The organism is Bradyrhizobium sp. GW821-FHT12B03 (assembly GCF_058807535.1).
Map to the genome: position 1 here is coordinate 111984 of NZ_JBXAQU010000015.1, position 19238 is coordinate 131221.

16 protein-coding genes are annotated in these 19238 nt (G+C 62.4%); 2 read left to right on the forward strand and 14 right to left on the reverse strand.

Annotation, left to right across the window (positions count from 1 at the left end):
• Nucleotides 1–8: 8 nt before the first annotated feature.
• From AC1RUR_RS25935 to AC1RUR_RS25955, 5 genes are all read right to left on the reverse strand, one after another.
• Nucleotides 9–1301 carry an MFS transporter gene (locus tag AC1RUR_RS25935; RefSeq protein ID WP_492849242.1) on the reverse strand — a complete coding sequence of 431 codons (1293 nt, stop codon included), beginning with the start codon at nucleotides 1299–1301 and terminating at the stop codon, nucleotides 9–11.
• A gap of 80 nt (nucleotides 1302–1381) precedes the next feature.
• Nucleotides 1382–2371: a succinylglutamate desuccinylase/aspartoacylase family protein gene (locus AC1RUR_RS25940; RefSeq protein ID WP_492849244.1), complete on the reverse strand. Its 990-nt coding sequence runs from the start codon at nucleotides 2369–2371 to the stop codon at nucleotides 1382–1384.
• Complete coding sequence (locus tag AC1RUR_RS25945) at nucleotides 2368–3585, reverse strand: pyridoxal phosphate-dependent aminotransferase (RefSeq protein ID WP_492849246.1); 1218 nt, start codon at nucleotides 3583–3585, stop codon at nucleotides 2368–2370. Before AC1RUR_RS25945 ends, AC1RUR_RS25940 begins: the two co-directional genes overlap by 4 nt.
• A gap of 27 nt (nucleotides 3586–3612) precedes the next feature.
• A complete protein-coding gene (locus tag AC1RUR_RS25950) occupies nucleotides 3613–4821 on the reverse strand; it encodes a CaiB/BaiF CoA transferase family protein (RefSeq protein ID WP_492849248.1) in 1209 nt (402 codons plus the stop codon).
• A complete protein-coding gene (locus AC1RUR_RS25955) occupies nucleotides 4805–6430 on the reverse strand; it encodes a thiamine pyrophosphate-binding protein (RefSeq protein WP_492849250.1) in 1626 nt (541 codons plus the stop codon). Before AC1RUR_RS25955 ends, AC1RUR_RS25950 begins: the two co-directional genes overlap by 17 nt.
• 99 nt (nucleotides 6431–6529) lie before the next feature.
• Here AC1RUR_RS25955 and AC1RUR_RS25960 point away from each other — a divergent pair, with 99 nt between their 5' ends.
• Nucleotides 6530–7453 carry a LysR family transcriptional regulator gene (locus AC1RUR_RS25960; RefSeq protein WP_492849252.1) on the forward strand — a complete coding sequence of 308 codons (924 nt, stop codon included), beginning with the start codon at nucleotides 6530–6532 and terminating at the stop codon, nucleotides 7451–7453.
• A gap of 40 nt (nucleotides 7454–7493) precedes the next feature.
• Here AC1RUR_RS25960 and AC1RUR_RS25965 read toward each other — a convergent pair whose 3' ends face one another.
• A complete protein-coding gene (locus AC1RUR_RS25965) occupies nucleotides 7494–8513 on the reverse strand; it encodes a Bug family tripartite tricarboxylate transporter substrate binding protein (protein ID WP_492849254.1) in 1020 nt (339 codons plus the stop codon).
• A gap of 22 nt (nucleotides 8514–8535) precedes the next feature.
• A complete protein-coding gene (gene acdA, locus AC1RUR_RS25970; protein WP_492849256.1) occupies nucleotides 8536–9750 on the reverse strand; it encodes a 3-sulfinopropanoyl-CoA desulfinase in 1215 nt (404 codons plus the stop codon).
• Between the two features lie 170 nt (nucleotides 9751–9920).
• Between acdA and AC1RUR_RS25975 the strand changes: the two genes are divergently transcribed.
• Nucleotides 9921–10763 carry a nitroreductase family protein gene (locus AC1RUR_RS25975; RefSeq protein ID WP_492849257.1) on the forward strand — a complete coding sequence of 281 codons (843 nt, stop codon included), beginning with the start codon at nucleotides 9921–9923 and terminating at the stop codon, nucleotides 10761–10763.
• Here the strand turns inward: AC1RUR_RS25975 and AC1RUR_RS25980 are convergent, their stop codons facing one another.
• The 7 genes from AC1RUR_RS25980 to AC1RUR_RS26010 form a co-directional block, all read right to left on the reverse strand.
• Nucleotides 10764–11750: a YeiH family protein gene (locus AC1RUR_RS25980; RefSeq protein ID WP_492849386.1), complete on the reverse strand. Its 987-nt coding sequence runs from the start codon at nucleotides 11748–11750 to the stop codon at nucleotides 10764–10766.
• 123 nt (nucleotides 11751–11873) lie between these two features.
• Nucleotides 11874–13283 (reverse strand): dicarboxylate/amino acid:cation symporter, encoded by a 1410-nt coding sequence (locus AC1RUR_RS25985; RefSeq protein WP_492849259.1) that lies wholly within the window; start codon nucleotides 13281–13283, stop codon nucleotides 11874–11876.
• A gap of 172 nt (nucleotides 13284–13455) precedes the next feature.
• Nucleotides 13456–14295, reverse strand: coding sequence for an amidohydrolase family protein (locus AC1RUR_RS25990; protein WP_492849261.1), 840 nt, complete (start codon nucleotides 14293–14295; stop codon nucleotides 13456–13458).
• Between the two features lie 29 nt (nucleotides 14296–14324).
• A complete protein-coding gene (locus tag AC1RUR_RS25995) occupies nucleotides 14325–15824 on the reverse strand; it encodes a CoA-acylating methylmalonate-semialdehyde dehydrogenase (RefSeq protein WP_492849263.1) in 1500 nt (499 codons plus the stop codon).
• Between the two features lie 45 nt (nucleotides 15825–15869).
• A complete protein-coding gene (locus tag AC1RUR_RS26000; RefSeq protein ID WP_492849265.1) occupies nucleotides 15870–16541 on the reverse strand; it encodes a fumarate hydratase C-terminal domain-containing protein in 672 nt (223 codons plus the stop codon).
• Nucleotides 16542–16546: 5 nt separating this feature from the next.
• Complete coding sequence (locus AC1RUR_RS26005; protein WP_492849266.1) at nucleotides 16547–17506, reverse strand: fumarate hydratase; 960 nt, start codon at nucleotides 17504–17506, stop codon at nucleotides 16547–16549.
• Nucleotides 17503–19236: an L-aspartate oxidase gene (locus AC1RUR_RS26010; RefSeq protein WP_492849267.1), complete on the reverse strand. Its 1734-nt coding sequence runs from the start codon at nucleotides 19234–19236 to the stop codon at nucleotides 17503–17505. The genes AC1RUR_RS26005 and AC1RUR_RS26010 overlap by 4 nt, the downstream gene beginning before the upstream one ends.
• Nucleotides 19237–19238: the final 2 nt, after the last annotated feature.

Below are 19238 nucleotides of genomic sequence, written 5' to 3' on the forward strand. Positions count from 1 at the left end.
ATCGGCTTTCAGGTCGCGCGACGCTGCCTGGTCTCATGCATCAGGTACATCGCCCCGATCCCTACCAAACTGCTTGCCATGAGATACCAGGCCGGGGCCAGTGGATTTCCGGTGGCAACGATCAGCCAGGTCACAATCACCTGTGCACTGCCGCCGAACACGGTAACGGCCGTCGCGTAGGCAATCGACAGACCCGTACTGCGAACGGAGGCTGGAAAGCTTTCGGGAATCAGGGTCAGTCCGACCGCGCCTCCCAACGACGTCAGCACCGAAAGCGTTCCCGACGCTATCACGAGCGCGGCCAAAGTCTTGTGGCTGCTGAGCAGGAGGAAAGCCGGATATGCCGCGATCACCAGGGCGACTTGCGACAGAATCATGATTGGCTTTCGACCAACCCGATCGGCGAGATAACCACCGAAGAGACTCGCCACGACCCGACCAATGCCGATCGTCAGGGTTGCCATGAAAGCGACCGTCGCATCCATCTTCAGTGTCGTCAGCGCGAAAGACGTCAAGTAGTTTCCGACATAGATCGCGATCGTCGTCGCGGTGATGACCAGGATCGCGAGAATGAGGGTGCGGGGGTGGCCGAGCACCAGTTCGCTCAAGACAGCCGAGGTCGTGGGATGAATGGGCGCCTCGACGTCGTCGGGAAGACTTCTGCGGATCACCAGCCCCACGGGAATAATCGCAAGTCCGATCACGAAAGGCACGCGCCAACCCCATTCCTGCATTTCCGTCGGAGATAGAAGGGACGAAAGCACGACCCCCAGCAATCCGGAACAGATGACGGAGATGCCCTGGCTGGCGAGTTGCCAACTCGCATACGAAGCCTTCTTGTCTGCCGGAGCCGCTTCCAGCAGATATGTCGTGGCCGGTCCAACTTCGCCTCCCAGAGCAAACCCCTGCACCAGCCTTGCAAATACGACCAGTGCAGGCGCCGCCGGTCCGATCACGGCGTATGAAGGCGTCACCGCGATAATCAGCATTCCGACTGCCATGAGTGCAATCGTCAGCAGCATGGCGGGCTTGCGTCCCACACGGTCCGCATAGGCGCCAATCACGACGCCGCCGAGCGGACGGGTGACAAATCCAGCTCCGAACGCCGAGAGCGACAGCAAGAGGCTTGTGATCTCGGACTCTGCCGGAAAGAACGCCCGGCCGATCATGACGGCGAAGAACGAGTAGCTTGTAAAGTCAAAAAACTCGAGCACGTTGCCGACGACAGCCGCCGCGACGCCTCTGGCACCCAGGCGTGGCGCATCTTCGCGCGCAGCACTGCCTGCAACCGCTTCTTGCATGATGACGCTCTCTGTTTGAATGGAATGACTTCGACGATGCACGGACGCATGCGCGACAAGCGGAGAGCCCGTCGAGCAAACTATGTCTCGGCTCCTATCTCGTAGAGACAGTCACCGCGCTTGGTGAGACTTGGAAACCGCCGGCACAGAACGCTCCCGGCGGTCTGGAACGTCGCGATGGCCGGTTCTCGCCACGGCGTGTCCGGGAAGTGAATGCGTGCAGCCGGCTGGCCCGCCGCGACCACCTCACCCAGTTCGGCAAGAGACTGGAACAAGCCGTTTTCGGGGGCGTAGACGTAATTGTCGAAGCCATTGACCGAAAGGATCCGGGTTTCTCTGGGGAGGTCGACCTCGCCTTGCACCACGCCGGAGGCAACCAGGATCCTGTTCACGCCCGCACGCGTCAGCGCCAGATAGTCCTGCTGAATGCTGCCGCCTCCACCGATCTCGATACAGAGATAGGGGACATTGCAACGTGCAGCGGCCGCAGCCATGGTGCGATTCTCGCCGGCAAGCGGCTTGAAGATGCAGCCATAGGGCGCGCCGAACGCGCGTAGCAGCGTCAGCGTACGCTCCGTGATCTCCGGATCGGGATTCGAACGGGCACGAATGGTCGGACAATATTGCAACGAGCTCCCACCGGAATGCAGGTCGATCGCGCAATCCGCCATCGGCAGCAGCCTGGTTTCGATAAAATGGGCAATCATCTCCGTCGGAGAACCGCCCGCGCTACCTGGGAAGCTTCTGTTGAGATTGCCGCCATCGATCGGCGAGACCCGCCGCCCCGCCATCACTGCCGGATAATTTGCGGCCGGCAAAATAATGACGCGCCCCCGGACGCTTGCCGGATCGAGAGTTCGGCAAAGCTCGCCCAGCGCGACCTGGCCCTCATACTCGTCACCGTGATTGCCGGCGACGAGCAGCACCGTCGGCCCAGGCGCACCGGAGATGCATATGATCGGGATTGGTATCCAGCCATAGGCAGACTCGTGCGTCGAATGAGGCAGCCGCAGGAAGCCGACATGCTTGCCCGGCTCATCAAAGGAAATGGTGGGGGAGATCCGGCTCACTTGCGCTCTCCGCTCTTGAGCTTTGCGACAGCTGCCATGATTCGCCGGCACGCATTCTGTATTGCCTCCTCCGAGGTCGCGTAGGACAGGCGCAGATGTGGTGACAGTCCGAAGCCGGCGCCATGCACGATGGCAACATGCGCCTCCTCCAGGAAATACAAGGCGACGTCCTGATCGTTCTGCAAGGCACAACCATCGGGACGAATCGAACCAAGCAGACCCGCAACCGATGGATAGACGTAGAACGCGCCTTCCGAGGCGAGGCATCGAATCCCCGGAATGTCGTTGAGCAGACCGACGATCAGGTCACGCCGCCGCTCGAAGGCACGGCAGCGCTCGACGACGATTCCCTGTGGACCGCGCAGCGCCTCGATGGCGGCGAATTGGGTGATCGTCGAGGTATGCGTGGCCGTGTGTCCCATCACATCGTTCATGGCCTGGATCAGAGTGCGGGGTCCTGCCGCATAGCCGAGGCGCCAGCCGGTCATCGAATAGGCCTTCGAGACGCCATTCATCGTCAGCGTTCGATCGCGCAGATCGGGAAACAGCGCGGCAAATGACGCGTAGGTCCTGCGGTCGTACAGGATGTGCTCATAGATCTCGTCGGACAGGATCATCACGTCGGGATGCTTGCGAAGGACCGCCGCCAATCCAGCCAATTCATCAGCGTCCAGAACCGCGCCGGTCGGATTCGACGGCGAATTAAGGATCAGCCAACGTGTGCGCGGGCCGAGTGCAGCGGCAAGCTGCTCCGGCTTCAGCTTGAAGCCGGCCTCCTGGCCGCAGGGCACAACGACCGGCTGCCCGCCCGCCAGTCGAATGATGTCCGGATAGCTCGCCCAATAGGGCGCCGGCACGATGACCTCATCGCCCTCGTCCAGCGTCGCCAGCATGGCATTGAAGATGACCTGCTTGCCGCCGCAGCCATGCGTGACCTCCTGAACCGCGTAGTCCAGGTCATTCTCCCGTTTGAACTTCTCGACGATGGCCTTGCGGAGATCCGGCAGTCCGGTAATCGAGGTGTATTTCGTCGCGCCGGTCTCGATGGCCGCAATCCCCGCCTGCTTGACGTTGTCGGGCGTCTCGAAATCGGGCTCGCCGATCGACAGATCGATCACGTCGACACCCTGAGCCTTCAGCTCCGCGGACCTCGCGACTACCGAGAGAATGGGCGACGGGTTGATACGACCCATCCGTTGCGCAACTTTATTCATCATCGGTTCCGATTGCGGTTAGCGAGGTCAGGCGGGATCACACGCAGATTGGGTCAATTCGGCCAGCACTTCGCTGGAATGCTCGCCCAGGCGCGGCGGCGGGCGGCGGTAGCTCACCGGCGTTTGCGAGAGTTTCAGCGGACTTCCCAGAAGATCGATGCGTCCGCCCCGCGCGCTGCCGTACGCCATGCTGATCTTCATCTGCCGAGCCAGAACATGCGGATCGGCAAAGACCTGCGCAATGGTGTTCACGGGCCCGCAGGGAACGCCGGCCTGTTCGAGCGCTTTGATCCAGAATGAGGAGAGACGGGTTCGCATACGCTCCACCACGACCGGCTCGAGCACGACACGATTGCCGAGCCGGGCAGCGTTGGTCGCAAAGCGGGGGTCCCGCGCGAGCTCGGGCACACGCGCAATCTCTGCCCATCTTTGAAACTGCGCATCGTTTCCGACGGCCAGGACGACGTGACCGTCCTGTGTCCGATAAACGTTGTAGGGACAGATGTTCGGATGCGAGTTGCCCTTCCGGCGCGGCTCCTCTCCGCTCAGGAAGTAGTTGGTCGCCTCGTTGATCAACCAGGAGACCTGCGTATCGAGCAGCGAACAATCGATGTGCTGTCCAACGCCGGTTCGGTCGCGATGCCGCAGGGCGGCCAGGATGCCGATTGTCGCATAGAGGCCGGTGGTCACATCGGCGATGCCGACGCCAACCTTCATGGGCGGGCCATCGGGATCCCCCGTCAGGCTCATGATCCCGCCCATCGCCTGGGCGACGTGATCATAGCCGGGCCGTGAAGAGTATGGGCCGCTCTGCCCGAATCCGGTGATCGAGCAGTAGATCAACCCCGGAAATCGCTGGCTTAGACTCGCGTAGTCGAGACCATATCGTGCGAGCCCCCCGGCTTTGAAATTCTCGACCAGAACGTCCGACCGCGCGATGAGGGCAAGGATAGCTTGCTTGCCTTCCTCCGTACCCATATCCAGCGCGACGGATCGCTTGTTGCGATTGGCGCAGAGATAATACGCCGACTCCGCGGTCGGCATGCCGTCGGTGCCGCCGACGAAGGGCGGCCCCCATTTGCGCGTGTCGTCGCCTTCGTGCGGCTTCTCGACCTTGATCACGTCGGCGCCGAGATCACCAAGTATCTGCGTGCAGGTCGGACCGGCAAGGATGCGGGACAGATCGAGGACGCGCAGGCCACCAAGGCAGCCGGCCTTGTCAGATTCGTCCGTCATAGGCGCGCCTGTCGATTGTCGCAGCGATCAACGTGAAGCCGTCCTTGCGCGCCACCGCGTCACGGCACGCCCGTTCGAGCGACGGACGATCCGACACCGTCACGCCGACACCGCCGAACGCCTTTGCGATGCCAGCGAAATCGTGCTGGCCGAAGTCCACGCCCAGATTGCCCATCTGGCGGCCGCGCTGCTTCATCTCGATCAGGCTCAAGGAGGCATCGACGAATACGATGATGGTCACGGGAATCCGCAGTTCGGCCAATGTCGAGAGCTCGCCGATCACCATCAGCAGGCCCGCATCACCAGTGAACGCCACGACCGGCCGTAAGGGATCAGCGACCTTGGCGCCCATCGCCAAAGGAAGCGCACAGCCCATGGTGCACAGTCCCGTCGACTGCAGCAGTCCACGCGACTGATAGACCTCCCAAAGCTGCGACAGCAGAATCCGGTGCGCTCCGGAATCGACCGTTGCAACGGTGTCCCTGGGAAAGATGGAGCGCACGCCTTCGACCACAGCCGACGGACCCCATTTGCCATGACTGGCAAATGCGTCGCCGAGCGCGCGTTTGAGCTCGGTGGCGCGATCGCCTGCCCAGGTCTTGCGAGGTTCGATCCCCCTGGAAATCGTACGGAGCCCCTCGCCTGCATCGCAGATGAAGGCCAGTGTCGCATGGTGCATGTAGTGGTCGTTTCGCGCAGCCGCGAATTCGACGACGCGCTGCTTTGCTGGATCCCACACATCGCGCCATCCGATGCGCATCTCGATCGGGTCGTAACCGACAAGAAGGATGAGATCGGCTTCCTTGACGAATTCGACCAGGAAATTGTCGGCGAGCGGAGACAATCCGGCGCCGCCGAGCGCAAGCGGATGGTCCTCCGGCAGGGTGCCTTTTGCCTTGTAGGTGGTGATGACGGGAACGCCGAATGTCTCGGCGAAGCTGCGGATCTGCTCGTCCGCACCGTCGTTCAATGCGTCGAGACCGACGATCATGACCGGGCGCGACGCTTCACCGAGCCATGCGCGGCTCTGCGCCAGATCCTTGCCCTCGGCAGGCGCGACCTTGGCCACCGGCCGATGGCGCGATACCAGCGGTCGCGGCACAGGCATGTCCGCAACCGAGATCGGGATGTCGATGTGGACGGGACCCGGCCTTGCCGATATCGCCAGCAGCACCGCCTTGTCGGCGATGATGTCGGCGCCCTCAGCCGTCAGCGTAAAGGTCGCCTTGGTGATCGGCGCAAGCACGGCGCGATGGTCGAACACCTGATGCGTATAGGTCAGGGCTTCGTCGGCATCGACGCAGCCGGAAATCACGATCAGCGGCACGCGGTCCTGCTGCGCATTCGCGACCACGTTGAGACCGTTGGCAAGGCCAGGCCCGACCGTCGCGACGAGGATCCCCGGCGCGCCCGTCCGGTGATAGGCCCCTTCCGCCATGAAGCCCGCGGCATTCTCGTGCTTGCAGAGATGGAAGGCGATTCCGGCAGCTACCAGCGCGTCCACGATGGTGAGGACCTCGCCTCCGGGCATTCCGAAGGCATGCCTGCATCCGGCATCAAAGAGTCGGCGCGCGAGAATATCGGCAGCGCGCGGTGGGCTGGCGTCCATGCGATTGATCTCCTTCGGGGACCAAGAACATGACAGAAATCATATCAACACAACCGAAATATATTGATGTCTATCTTCACGACCTCTTAAGATAGGACCATGTCGGTCCGAGCCCTCAAGACACTTCTCTGGATCCGCGACGGGCGCTCCTTCCAGGAGACCGCGCGCGAGCTCAACATGACGCTATCTGCGGTCAGCATGCAGATGAAGCAGCTGGAGGAAACCTACCAGGTCGCACTGTTCGATCGCTCCACCCGCCCGCCGAGATTGACCCGGGAGGGCCTGACGCTGGCGGATGCGTCACGCGATATCGTCACGGCCTATGAAGATCTTCCGATCGTCCTGCGCAACAGCCAGCCGCTCTCGGGAAAGCTGGCGCTCGGCGTGGTCGCGACGGCGAGCATCCGCCTCCTGCCGGCGGTCGCCCAACATCTGATGACCGCATTTCCGCAACTCAGGCTGCGCGTCGAAAGCGCGCTCTCGATCGATCTGGTGGACCGAGTCGCCGACGGCCGGCTCGACGCCGCCGTCGTCACGGGAACCGAAGATCTCGGTAACGCCTTCGCGGTCACGCCGATCCTGGTCGAACCTTTCGTGCTGGTTGCGGCCAAGTCGGAGCGTCGGCAGCTGTCGATCAACCTGCTCCGCACGCGCCCGTTCATTCGCTTCGCCCCGCGAACGGGGATCGGACAACTGGTCGATGCCTTCCTGGCCGATCGGTCGATCGAAATCCGCGAAGGCATGGTGCTCGACTCACTGGAAGCGATCGTCGAGCTCGTGGCGCTCAACATGGGCGTGACCATCATCCCCGAACCGGAGGCGAGCCGCTACGGTCAAGGACGCGTCGTCTGGACCGAAAGCCTCGGCAGGCCGCTCACTCGGACGCTCGCGCTGATCACCCGGCGAACGTCCGGATCGCTGGTGCTTCACGATCCGCTTGTGGAGGCGTTTCGCCAGGTCGTGTCGCGACATCGCGCCACGGTTCGGCCTGGTGTAGAGAAGAAGAAGCAGGCAGCGAAGTAGACGTCATCCGAAGTTTCCGCCGGAGCATCCATTTCGACGATCAGTCCAGCTTGATTCCAACGGCCTGCACCGCGTGTTGCTGGCGCTCGAATTCGCGCACTATTTCCGCCTTGAATTGGCTCGGCGAACCACCGACAACGATTGCTTGCTGAGCTCCGAGCTTCTCGCGTACCTCGGGTCGGGAGAGCACTTCCGATGCCGCCCTGTTGATCCGATCGACGACGGAGGCCGGTACCCCCGATGGAGCAATCAAGCCAAAGAACGCCATCCAATCCAAGTCCGGAAGATTGAGTTCGGCGAATGTCGGAACGTCCGGCAGCACGTCGAGCCGCCTTGGCGAGGAAACGGCGAGTGCTCGCAATTGTCCACTTTGGACGAAGGACAACGACGTGGGAAGATTGTCGAACATGATCTGCACCTGACCGCCAATCGCGTCGCTAAGTGCGGGAGCCACGCCTCGATAGGGAACATGAAGCATGTCGGTCTTGGTAGCGAGCTTGAACTGCTCGCCCATGAGATGGCTCACCGAACCGACGCCGGCAGAGGCGTAGGCCAATTTTCCGGGCCGTGACCGAGCCAATCGAATGAGGTCCTCAATATTGGTTACGGGCAAGTCACGATTGACGCTGATGATGTTAGGCACCAAGGCGATCAGACTGATCGGCGCAATATCCTTCAGGACGTCGTAGCCCGGCGATTTGTAGACGGCCGGGTTGATCGCAAGCGTCGAAACGGTTCCTATACCTATCGTGTAGCCGTCCGGCCGTGCTTTTGCGATCGCAGCTGTACCCAGCATGCCGCCCGCTCCGGCGCGATTATCGACGATCACGGGAACACCGAGAATTTGACGCAGCCCCTCAGCGACGAGCCTGCCGATCACATCGCTCGATCCACCTGCCGGAAAGGGGATCACCATCGTAATGGGACGCGTGGGATAGGAGTCCTGAGCTCCTGCGGGAGAATGCAGCGCAAACGAACATATGACGACCAGGAGGCCGATAACGGCGGCTGCCGCGACGTTACGACGATACGAAAGCATCACACCTCTGACCTCAAGCATGCGTTCCCTTTGACTAACCATGTCACTTCGCCACGACGAGAGACGGAGCTTGAGCTGGCTCAACGTAGCCGTCGCGGGTCTGCGGAATCTTCGCGTCGAGGATCCGGGATGCCACCAATGTTCTCAGCACCTGCGCCGTGCCGCCCGCAATCGTGAACATGCGGGCATCGCGGACCATGCGTTCGAGCGGGTAGTCGCGCGAATAGCCTCTGGCGCCGAACAGCTGGAGCGCCTGATTGGTCACCGTATTGGCGGTCTCGGACGCGATGATCTTGGCCTGCGCCGCGAGAAGCGGGTCGGGAAACGGGTCCGCGCTGAGGGCTGCCTGATGCAGTGACAGCCTCGCCGCATTGAGCGCCACCGCCATGTCTGCGAGCATCCACTGCAGGCCCTGGAATTCCGCGATCGGCCGTCCGAACTGCCGACGCTCCTTGACGAAGGCTACCGCCTTCTCGAACGCTCCCTGCGCAATGCCGAGCGCAACCGTGCCGGCGCCGACCCGCTGGCTGTTATAGGCGTTGATCAGGTCTGCAAAGCCGCGCCGCAGTCCGCGCGGCGGCAGCACGAGCATGTCGTCCTGGATAGCCAGATCCTCGAAGATGATCTCGGTTTCGGGGATACCGCGCAGCCCCATCGCCGGCTCGCGCTTTCCGATGATCAGGCCCGGCGTACCTCCCAGAGCAATGAATCCGCCGATGCCTTGCTCCTCGCCCCGCTCGTCGAACACGCGAGCGAAGATTAGATGCAGTTTGGAGACGCCCCCGCCGGTGATCCAGTGCTTCTTGCCGTTGATGACATAGCTGTTGCCGCGCTTGTCCGCGCGGGTCGTCATCTCGGTTGCAGCCGATCCGGCGTTTGGTTCGGTGATGCAGATCGCGGGCTTGTCGCCGGACAACACGATCTCGGCCGCCAGCCGCTTCTGCTTCTCGGTGCCATATTGCATCACCGCAGAAATGGCGCCCATGTTGGCTTCGACGGTAATCCGTCCGGTTGCGCCGCAGACCCGCGCCATCTCCTCGATGATCAGCGCGGCCTCGAAGAAGCTGCCACCGCGACCGCCATAGCCAACAGGAATCGTGTAACCCATGAAGCCCGCGGATTTGAGCGCCGCGACGTTGTCAAACGGATAGGACTCCGTGCGATCGACCTCCGCCGCCTTGGGCGCGAAGGTCGACTCAGCGAGCTCTCGCGCGGCGGTACGGAGCTTGAGTTGCTCGGGCGATAGCTTCATGTCCATCGGAATTATCCTTCTCGCCGGGAGCGACATCAAACTCGGTTGCTATTCGGTCCCGACGCGCAGCAAAAGGCAAACCAATATTTTACGACCTCGACTTCAAATAATGTTAAGTCGTGCCATCCTCGTCACCTTGGCACCAGCTTTGGGGCCCTCAGTCCGGAGCATCAGATATGGCGTTCAGCAACAGCGCGTTGGACGATCGCTTCGGTCCCGACGCCTCGGATCTGCAGTTGCCCCCGGAAGCCCCGGCGGTGCATCGCCAGTTGGCCGCACGCGGCTCGACCAGAAAATTCAGGCCGGATGCCGTGCCGGATCAAACGCTACGGCGATTGAGCGCACTTGCGCTGTGTTCTCCGACCAAGAGCGACCTCCAGCAGCGCGATATCCTCATCGTTGACGATCCCTCCTTGCGAGCCCGTATCTGTGCGCTTCTCGCGACAGGACCGTTGGGACAGCAATGGACGGCAGCGCTGCCGAATCTGCTCCTTTTCTGCGGCAACAATCGCCGCCAGCGACGGCTCCACGCTTTGCGCGACAAGCCCTTTGCCAACGATCATCTCGATGCCTTCTTCAATGCGGCGGTCGACGCGGCGATCGCCCTGTCTGCTTTCGTGATTGCGGCGGAGGCCGAGGGCCTGGGGACTTGCCCGATCAGCGCCATCCGCAATCATGCGGCGGCCGTATCGCGTCTGCTGGACTTGCCCGATCATGTCTTTCCGATCGCCGGTCTCGCGGTCGGATATCCTGCCGAGGCACCGCGACCGAGCTTGCGGCTTCCGTTGTCCGTCACGGTGCATCACAACGTGTACTCGGAAGAAGGGCTCGAATCCGCGATCGACGGCTACGATACGCGGCGGACGGCTGCGCAACCCTATGCCAATCAACGCTACGTCCGCGAGTTTGGAACAACGGAAAGCTACGGCTGGTCGGAGGACAAGGCCCGGCAATATGCCCGTCCCGAGCGCCAGGATTTTGGCGCCTATGTCAGAGCGATCGGCTTCAAACTCGATTGATCACGCGAACAGATGAATAAGGCCGATACTGAGCAACAACAGAAGGAGCAGCGACAGCGTGACCGCTGCAGTGACCCTGCCTCCGACGCGGCCGATGACCCGCACGTCGACGCTGAGCCCAAGCGCCGCCATCGAGACGACAGTCAGAAAGCCGGCGACCTTTGTCAGGGGAGCGATTGCGCTCACAGGGACAATAGCCAGCGAACGCATCGCGGCGAGGATGAGAAATCCGATGATGAACCAGGGCACCAGTTTGAACGGGCTTAGGCGTTTCGGCTCGGTAGTGCCTGCAGACCGTCCCGGCCAGCGACGCGCGAGCAGTGAACAGCCGAGCACGACCGGTCCGAGCATCAGCACGCGCACAAGCTTCACCAATGTGCCGATCTGCGTGCTCACGAGACCCGCAGGGACCGTCGCGGCGAGCACCTGGGGTACGGCATAGACCGTCAGCCCTGCCAGGATCCCGTATTGGGTTGCCGACAAGTGCAGAAGTGGAATCAGGAGCGGCAATCCAAGCACCGTCAGCACGCCCAGAATGGCCGTGAACGAAATCGAGGACGCAATGTCGTCGCCATTGGCGCCGATCACGGGTGCCACCGCAGCTATCGCCGAGTTGCCGCAGATCGAGTTGCCGCAAGCGATCAGGATCGACAACCTGACCGGCAGCCCAAGTGTCCGGCTGATTCCATAGCTGGTTATGATGGTCACGACGACGGTTGCAACGATGACGGAGAGCAGCAGTGTGCCGGCGGCGGCAAGCGCGGCGATGCTGATCGAGGCGCCAAGCAGCATGACGGCGACCTCAAGAAGCTGCTTTGCGCTGAACGCAATGCCGGCCCGCCAGCGCGCGGCTGGATTCCAAATGGTACGGAGGATCATCCCCAGCAGGATGGCGATGACGAGCGCCTCGATGTAGGGATGCTCAAAAGCACGCTCCTCGAGATTCTGGACGGCCAACGAAGCGAAGGTGACCAGCAGGCATAGCATGACTCCCGGCAACCGATCCGTCGCTTTTCCCACCCATTTGTTCAGCAATTTCGGCCGCGGAAGCACACGGATCTCCTAAGTCGGCAGCTCGCCCCTCAAGCAACGGACGGGCCACGTACGCTCTCATGTCGTTACTGGAATGCGGGCTTCCGTGACGTCGCACCCTTCCGGAACCTGCTCGGAAGCGCTCGGCTCCGGAACCGCCTCGCCCGCGAGAATGCGATTCATGCGCTCGGCATCGAGCGCGTTGTCCCACTTCGCAACCGCAAGCGTGCCGACCCCGTTGCCGATGAGGTTGGTAACGGCCCGAACCTCGGCCAGGATCCGGTCCACACCCAGCAGCAAAGCCAGCCCCGATACCGGCAGATGGTGGATGGAGGACATCGACGCCGCCAACGTCACGAACGCAGCCCCCGTGACTGCTGCAGCGCCCTTCGACGTCAGCAGCATGACGGCGAGGATGGATAGCTGCTCGCCCAGCGACAGCTGGATATTGAAGGCCTGCGCGATGAATATCGCGGCCATGGTCAGATAGATGCAGGTCCCATCCAGGTTGAACGAGTAGCCAGTCGGAAGCACGAGACCGACGACAGACTTCGCGCAGCCGAGATGCTCCATCTTGGCAAGCATGCGCGGCAGCACCGTCTCCGAGGACGACGTGCCGACGACGATGAAGATCTCCTCCTTGATATAGAGCAGGAAGCGCCAAAGGCTGAAGCCGGTGATCCGCGCGACCGCGCCAAGCACGACGACCACGAACAGGATGCACGTGGTGTAGACGCCGGCAACCAGCATGAAAACCTGTTGCAGCGAGCCGATACCGTAACGGCCGACGGTGAAGGCCATGGCGCCGAAGGCACCGATCGGCGCGAACCGCATGATTAGGCCGATGATGCCGAACAGGCCGTGCGACGCCTGGTCGAGGATCTCGACCAGCAGCTTGGTATGGTCCTTGAAATGCGAAAGCGCCAGCCCGAAAAACACCGAGATGAACAGCACCTGGAGGATCTCACCCTTCGCAAAGGCGTCGACGAACGTGCCGGGGATGATGTTGAGCAGGAAGTCCGTGAGGCTCAGCTTCTGTGCACTGGTCACGAAGCCTGCTACGACCTTGGTATCCAGCGTCGCCGGGTCGGCGTTGATTCCAACTCCGGGCTTGTAGATGTTGACCACGATCAGACCGATGATGAGCGCCAGCGTGGTCAGTACCTCGAAATAGACGAGGGCCTTGATACCGACACGACCGACCTCCCTGAGGTCGCCGATCTTCGCGATTCCGACCGAAACCGTGATGAAGATGAGCGGGGCGATCATCATCCGGATCATCTTGATGAATCCGTCACCCAGCGGCTTCATCTCTTCGGCAAGGCTCGGGTAGAAATAGCCCAGCGAAATTCCGAGCAACAGCGCAAACAGCACCTGAAAATACAGCCGCATGTAGAACGGGGTCGCGGGTTGCGCAGCCTGCGCATGCGGCAGCCCGTGCTTGGTCGATTGTTGCTGGTCAGCAGCCCTGAGATGCAAAGCGGTCAATTGATCCCTCCCGTTTTCCTCGAAGCTTTCGATGCTTTTTCCGTCCCTGACACCCGAATAAAACGAAGTGCTTCACCCCCGGGCCTCAGAGTGCGATGTTGGTCTCGCTTGTGGGGGATCGGATAAAATGATTGTGCGTTGAGACACTCTCGTGATGATCGATGGCTTGACGTTATGGCAGCCCAAGAAGGTGGGCTGCGTTGTCATGCATGATGCGTTCAAGATTCTCCGGCTTGATCGGCAAAGCGCGAAACCAGTCGGCGTATGCCGCGACGGGCGCGAACGGGAATGCGCTGGCGTAGAGAAATCGATCCGAGAGCCAGCTGTCGGCCGCCTGGAGGTAGTCGTTCGTCCCGGGCATGTTGGCCAGGAGATAGTCCGGCGACAGGTACAGGTTCGGCCGCCGGAAGGCGACATGCAGGATCTGATGGACCCATGGCCAGTTGCCGTGCGAGGACACGATCCGCAGGCCGGGAAAGTCCGTGAGCACCCTGTCGAGGCGCTCGGGCGCGGTGTAGCTGAGGTCAGGACCTGCGTTTCCGCCGGTCATGATGATGAGAGGCAGGCCGCAATCTTCCAGTTGGGCGTAGATCGGGTAGATCCGGCGATCGTCCGTATGCATCGGAGGCGACGCGCCACCCGGTTCGATATTGAACGCCTTGAAGCCTGCCTTCGTCGCCTGCGCAATCGTTGCAGCAGCTCTTTTCCGATCGACGGGGTCAATGGATGCGACAGGAACGAAGCGTCCGGGATAGCTCTCGCAGAACTCCTTCACAACCGCGTTGTCGACTGAGCCGAGGGAGCCTGAATTTCGCCCGACGACCACGCCGCAAGCGACTCCAGCCGTGTCCATCTCGTCGATGAGGAGCTCGATCGATTGCCGGACCGCCGCGGTCGACGGCTTAAACCCGATCGCCCGGGTGATCCCGTCACGTCGTGCCGTACCCGCATACATGGCTGTACCGAGGAAATCCTTGAACGGCGGTCTGATGCGGAAATCAATGATGTTCATGGCGCTGGTACGACCTCGATTGATCCGTCTCAGCGCATCGTCGGCATGACGAAGTCCGCACCCGATCGACCTCCGGTCGGCCAGCGTGTCGTGATCGTCTTCAACTTGGTATAGAAGCGAACGCCCTCGGGCCCATGCATGTGATGATCGCCGAACAAGGAGGACTTCCAGCCGCCAAAGCTGTGGAACGCCATCGGCACCGGGATCGGAATGTTGATCCCGACCATTCCGACCTTGATCCGGTGTGCGTAGTCGCGCGCGGCATCACCGTCGCGGGTGAAGATGGACGTGCCGTTCGCGAAGGTGTGCGAGTTCACCAGCTCGGCTGCTGCATTGTAGTCGGCAGCGCGAACAACCGAGAGCACCGGTCCGAATATTTCTTCCTTCCATATCTTCATCTCCGGGGTGACGCGGTCGAACAGCGAACCTCCCAGGAAGAAGCCGTTCTCATAACCCTGCATCTGGAATCCGCGGCCATCGACAACGAGCCTGGCGCCCTCGCGTTCACCGTCTGCGATGTATCCCTTGACCTTGGCGAGATGCGCCGCGCTGATCAGCGGTCCCATCTCCGCATCGGGATCGGTGCCGGGGCCGATCTTCAGACCGCGCACGCGCGGCTCGAGCCGTTCGATCAGCGCATCGGCGACCTTGTCCGTCACCGGCACGGCGACGGAGATGGCCATGCAGCGTTCGCCAGCCGCGCCATAGGCCGCGCCCATCAAGGCATCCGCCGCAAGATCGAGATCCGCGTCGGGCATGATGATCATGTGGTTCTTGGCACCGCCCAATGCCTGACAGCGCTTTCCGTTTGCCGCCGCGGTCTCATAAATGTACCGGGCGATCGGGGTCGAGCCGACGAAGCTCACGGCCGCGACATCAGGGTGATGCAGCAGTGCGTCAACGGCCTCCTTGCCGCCGTGCACCACGCCAAAGACCCCGTCCGGCAGCCCGGCTTCCTTGAGCAGATCGGCCAGCAGCATCGACGCGCCCGGAACACGCTCGGACGGCTTGAGGATGAAGCAATTGCCGCAAGCGAGCGCGACGGGAAACATCCACATCGGCACCATGGCGGGAAAGTTGAACGGCGTGATGCCGGCGACGATGCCGAGCGGCTGTCGCAAGCTGTGGCTGTCGATGCGCGTCCCGACATTTTCGGTGACTTCGCCTTTCAGGAGCTGCGGCGCGCCCGTGGCAAATTCGACGACTTCGATGCCGCGATCGACCTCACCGAGCGCGTCGGACAGCACCTTGCCGTGCTCCTCGCTGATGATGCGCGCGATCCTGTCCCGGTTCTCCTCAAGCAGGCGCAGAAACCGATTGAGTATCCTCGCCCGGCGCAAGGGCGGCGCTTCGCTCCAGGCGGGGAACGCGCGCGCTGCCGCGGAGACAGCCTCTTCCACCTCGGAAGCGCCGCCAAGCGAGACGACCGCGGTTTCCTCTCCGGTCGCGGGATTGAGGATCGGTTGGGTCCGATTGGAGGAACCAGCCACGCGCCTTCCGTCGATGTGATGCGCGATCAGTCTGGACATGCAACTTTCCTGCTTTTGTGTGAATAGCCGGGAACGGCGATCATCTCAGATCACCTCGTCGGTCTTGTCGTCTGTTTCGCCATATCTGCGCAGTGTGGCGGGCCTGGTGCCCTCGTAGAGCCGCGCGAGGCCCGGCGCTATCTTGGCGTTCTCCCGCTCGAACAGTGAGGCGCCCCCAAGATCGCTCTCGACAAGAAATGGGCCGAAGCGCTCGACGTCCAGAACCCAGACGGCCTGAGCCAGGCCGAGCTCATCGCGCCAGTACACGCCGGGGACTTCGCGAATACCGCGGCCGAGCAGCGCGCCCGTACCGTAACCGACCGTCGTGAGATAGATCGCCGTGTTCGGCACGAAGATGTCGCGGTAGATCTCGGACGTCATGCCGCCCTTGCCGATGATGATGTTGCAGCCCGACAGCTTCAGCCAGTCGTTGAGCCATTTCGCGAAGCGGAAAGACGCCGTTGCCGTGACGGCGCCGACGTTGAATTTTCCGTCCGGCGTGATGGTCGCCGCCGGCGAGCAGTGGAAGTTGGCCGTGCCAAGATCGACATTGGTAGCGGGCATACCGGCGCCATCCTCGATCGCCCGCTTGTAGACCCCTTCCCGTGCGGTGAAGAGCCGACCCGTGAGATAGACAACCGTGCCCAGCTCGAGTTTGCGGAGATCATCGGTGGAGACCGGAAGCTTCAGCTCGACCGTCTTCAGTCCGTGCGACATGCCCATCACTCCGCCGCTACAAGCATCGACGAAGTCCATTCGACGGTCGCACGACGCGAATAGTCCGTGAACCACTCCGGATCCGTCCGATATGCCACCCGCCCATCGCCATGAATGCGAGCGGTCGCCCTGCGGGAGGACAGGCAGAACATGTGGACGCTCATGGGCATTCCGCCGGTGTGGCAATAACCGACCTCGATGTTGCAATCGATGACCATCGACGAGCCCATGAAGCCCATCGCGCCCATGCCGATGGAATTGCCGAGCTCCCTGAACTCGTCTTCCAGCGCGGCAATCCCAGGGTCGGGATTGCGGCTTCCGACTGTGCGAAGGCAGGAGGCCTGCTTGCCGAGCACCATGCAGGCGTCCTTGGATCCGCCGAGGCCGACGCCGACGATCGCCGGCTGGCACGCAAGGCCGCGCTTTCCAAAACCGATCAGCGTGTCGAGGAAGAACCGCTTGATTCCGGAAAGCCCGTCGCCGGGGAACAGCATCCGATAGTCCGAGCCAAACAGCCCGCCCTTGTGGACGGTCGTCAGATCGATCCAGTCGGCGTCCGGATGAAAGGCATACTCGATCTCCGGCGCGTTGATGCCGACGTTGTTGTCGTGGTCGGTCCGCCACAGCGGATGGACGCGGTTCGGCCGCAGCGGCACCGAGGTCGTAGCATTCGCCGTTGCGCGACGAAGCGCGGCCTCCACGCCGACGGGACCACCCTGGGGCCGCGCTTCGTTGCCGTATTTGACGTACCAGCGCGGCACGCCGGTATCGCCGCACATCGCGCGACGGTCTTCCTTAGCCGCCTCGTAGTTCTCGAGCATGGCCTGGATCACGAAGGACGAAAGATCGCCACGTTCCGTGTTCGCACAACGACGCAGCCCGCCGAGGTAATCCTCGGGGATTTCGATGGCAGCCTTCGCCATCAGCATTTCCGCGGTGTGCTCGATGACTGAAAGGGCGATCATTCCGCGGCCTCTTGCTTGAGCAGCGAGTCGCCGGGCTTCACATGGGTGAAGAGCACGGGTTCATCGACGATCGAGAGGCCTTCCGATCCCTGGCGCACGACGGTAAATGTCGACGCCTCGAAATGGCCGGGCGTGGGGAAGTCGGATCTGAAGTGGGCTCCGCGCGAATTTTCCCGGCGCCGGGCGGCCAGGGCGATGACGCGACTGGTCTCGACGAGCGAGCGCAGGTTCATCCAGTCGTGCCACGTCAGATTGAACGCGCGATCACCGTCGGGAACGCCGGTTTCGAGGAACTCGGCTTCGAGGTCGTCGAGCCTCAGGAGCGCCCGCGTGATGCCGTCAGCGTCCCGCACGACGCCGACATCGTCCCACATCAAATCCATCAAGCGTTCGCGCAAGCGGTTGACATCGCCGGGCTTGCGCGTGAACGGGTGCAGGCTCCGCGCAACCTCCGCCGCGAGCACGTGCTCGTCGGGCGCGCGGTGGCCGTCATTGGCGGCGATCCATCCGGGCATGGTATCTCCCGCGATGCCGCCGAACACGGTCGAGTTGGCGACGCCGTTGCCGCCGAGCCGGTTCGCACCGTGCATGCCGCTCGCGTCCTCACCGGCCACGAACAGTCCAGGCAACCCGGTCGACGTATCGGCCTTGCAGACGACGCCGCCCATGAAATAGTGGGCGGTCGGCACGACCTCGACGAGGCCGCCGGCGAGGTCGAAGCCACAATCGCGGCAGCGATCCACCATTCCCTTGAATTGCCTGGACACCTTGTTCGGACCGAGATGGCTCATGCGGATGTAGACTCCGCCAAGCGGCGTCGTGCGGCCCGCCTTCATTTCCGAGTAGATCGCGCGGCTGACAATGTCGCGCGTGGCACGCTCGAGCTTGGGATCGTAGTCGGCCATGAAGCGATGCATCGTGCCGTTGAGCAGATGACCGCCCGCGCCGCGCAGACCCTCCTCGAGCACTGTGCCGGTCATCCGCGTATCAGGGCCGGCCAGCAATCCCGTCGGATGAAACTGCACCATCTCCATGTCACGCAGCGGAAGGCCGGCGCGCAGCGCCATCGCGAGGCCATCCATGCTCTTGTCGCCGGACGGCGTGTGATAGCGATACATGGTCGGACCGCCACCGGTGGCCATCAGGACGGCCTTCGCCTGAACGAAGCGAAAGCCGCCGGTGCGGACATCAACCATCAACACACCGGAGAGCGCGGCTCCGTCGGCGGACGGAATCAGCGCCAAAGCACGATGTTCCTCAAGCCTGCGAATTCCGCGGCGCTTCCACACCTGCTCCATGAGGCGGTTGATGATCTCGATGCCGGTCAGGTCACCCTTGTGCACCGTCCGATCAAACGTCTGGCCGGCGAACGCCTTGCCGTGCAGAGAGCCATCGGCGTTGCGATCGAAGAAGCAGCCGATCTCGTTTTCCAGCTCGCGCACCCGCTCGGGGGCGGTCGAGACGAGTGTCCAGGCGAGCTCCTGATTTGGCAGCCACTTGCCGCCTTCGATCGTGTCCATGAAATGGCGTTCGATCGAGTCGCCGGCGTGCAGCGCGACGTTGTAGCCGCCCTGGACCATGCGGGTGCAACCGCACTTTCCGAGCAACCCCTTGGTGGCAAGAGTCACATTCAACGCCGGATTGCGATCAACCGCGTGCAGCGCCGCGAACAGGCCCGCACCGCCGGAGCCGAGGATCAGGATGTCGGTTTCGAGCCGCTCGATCGTCATGG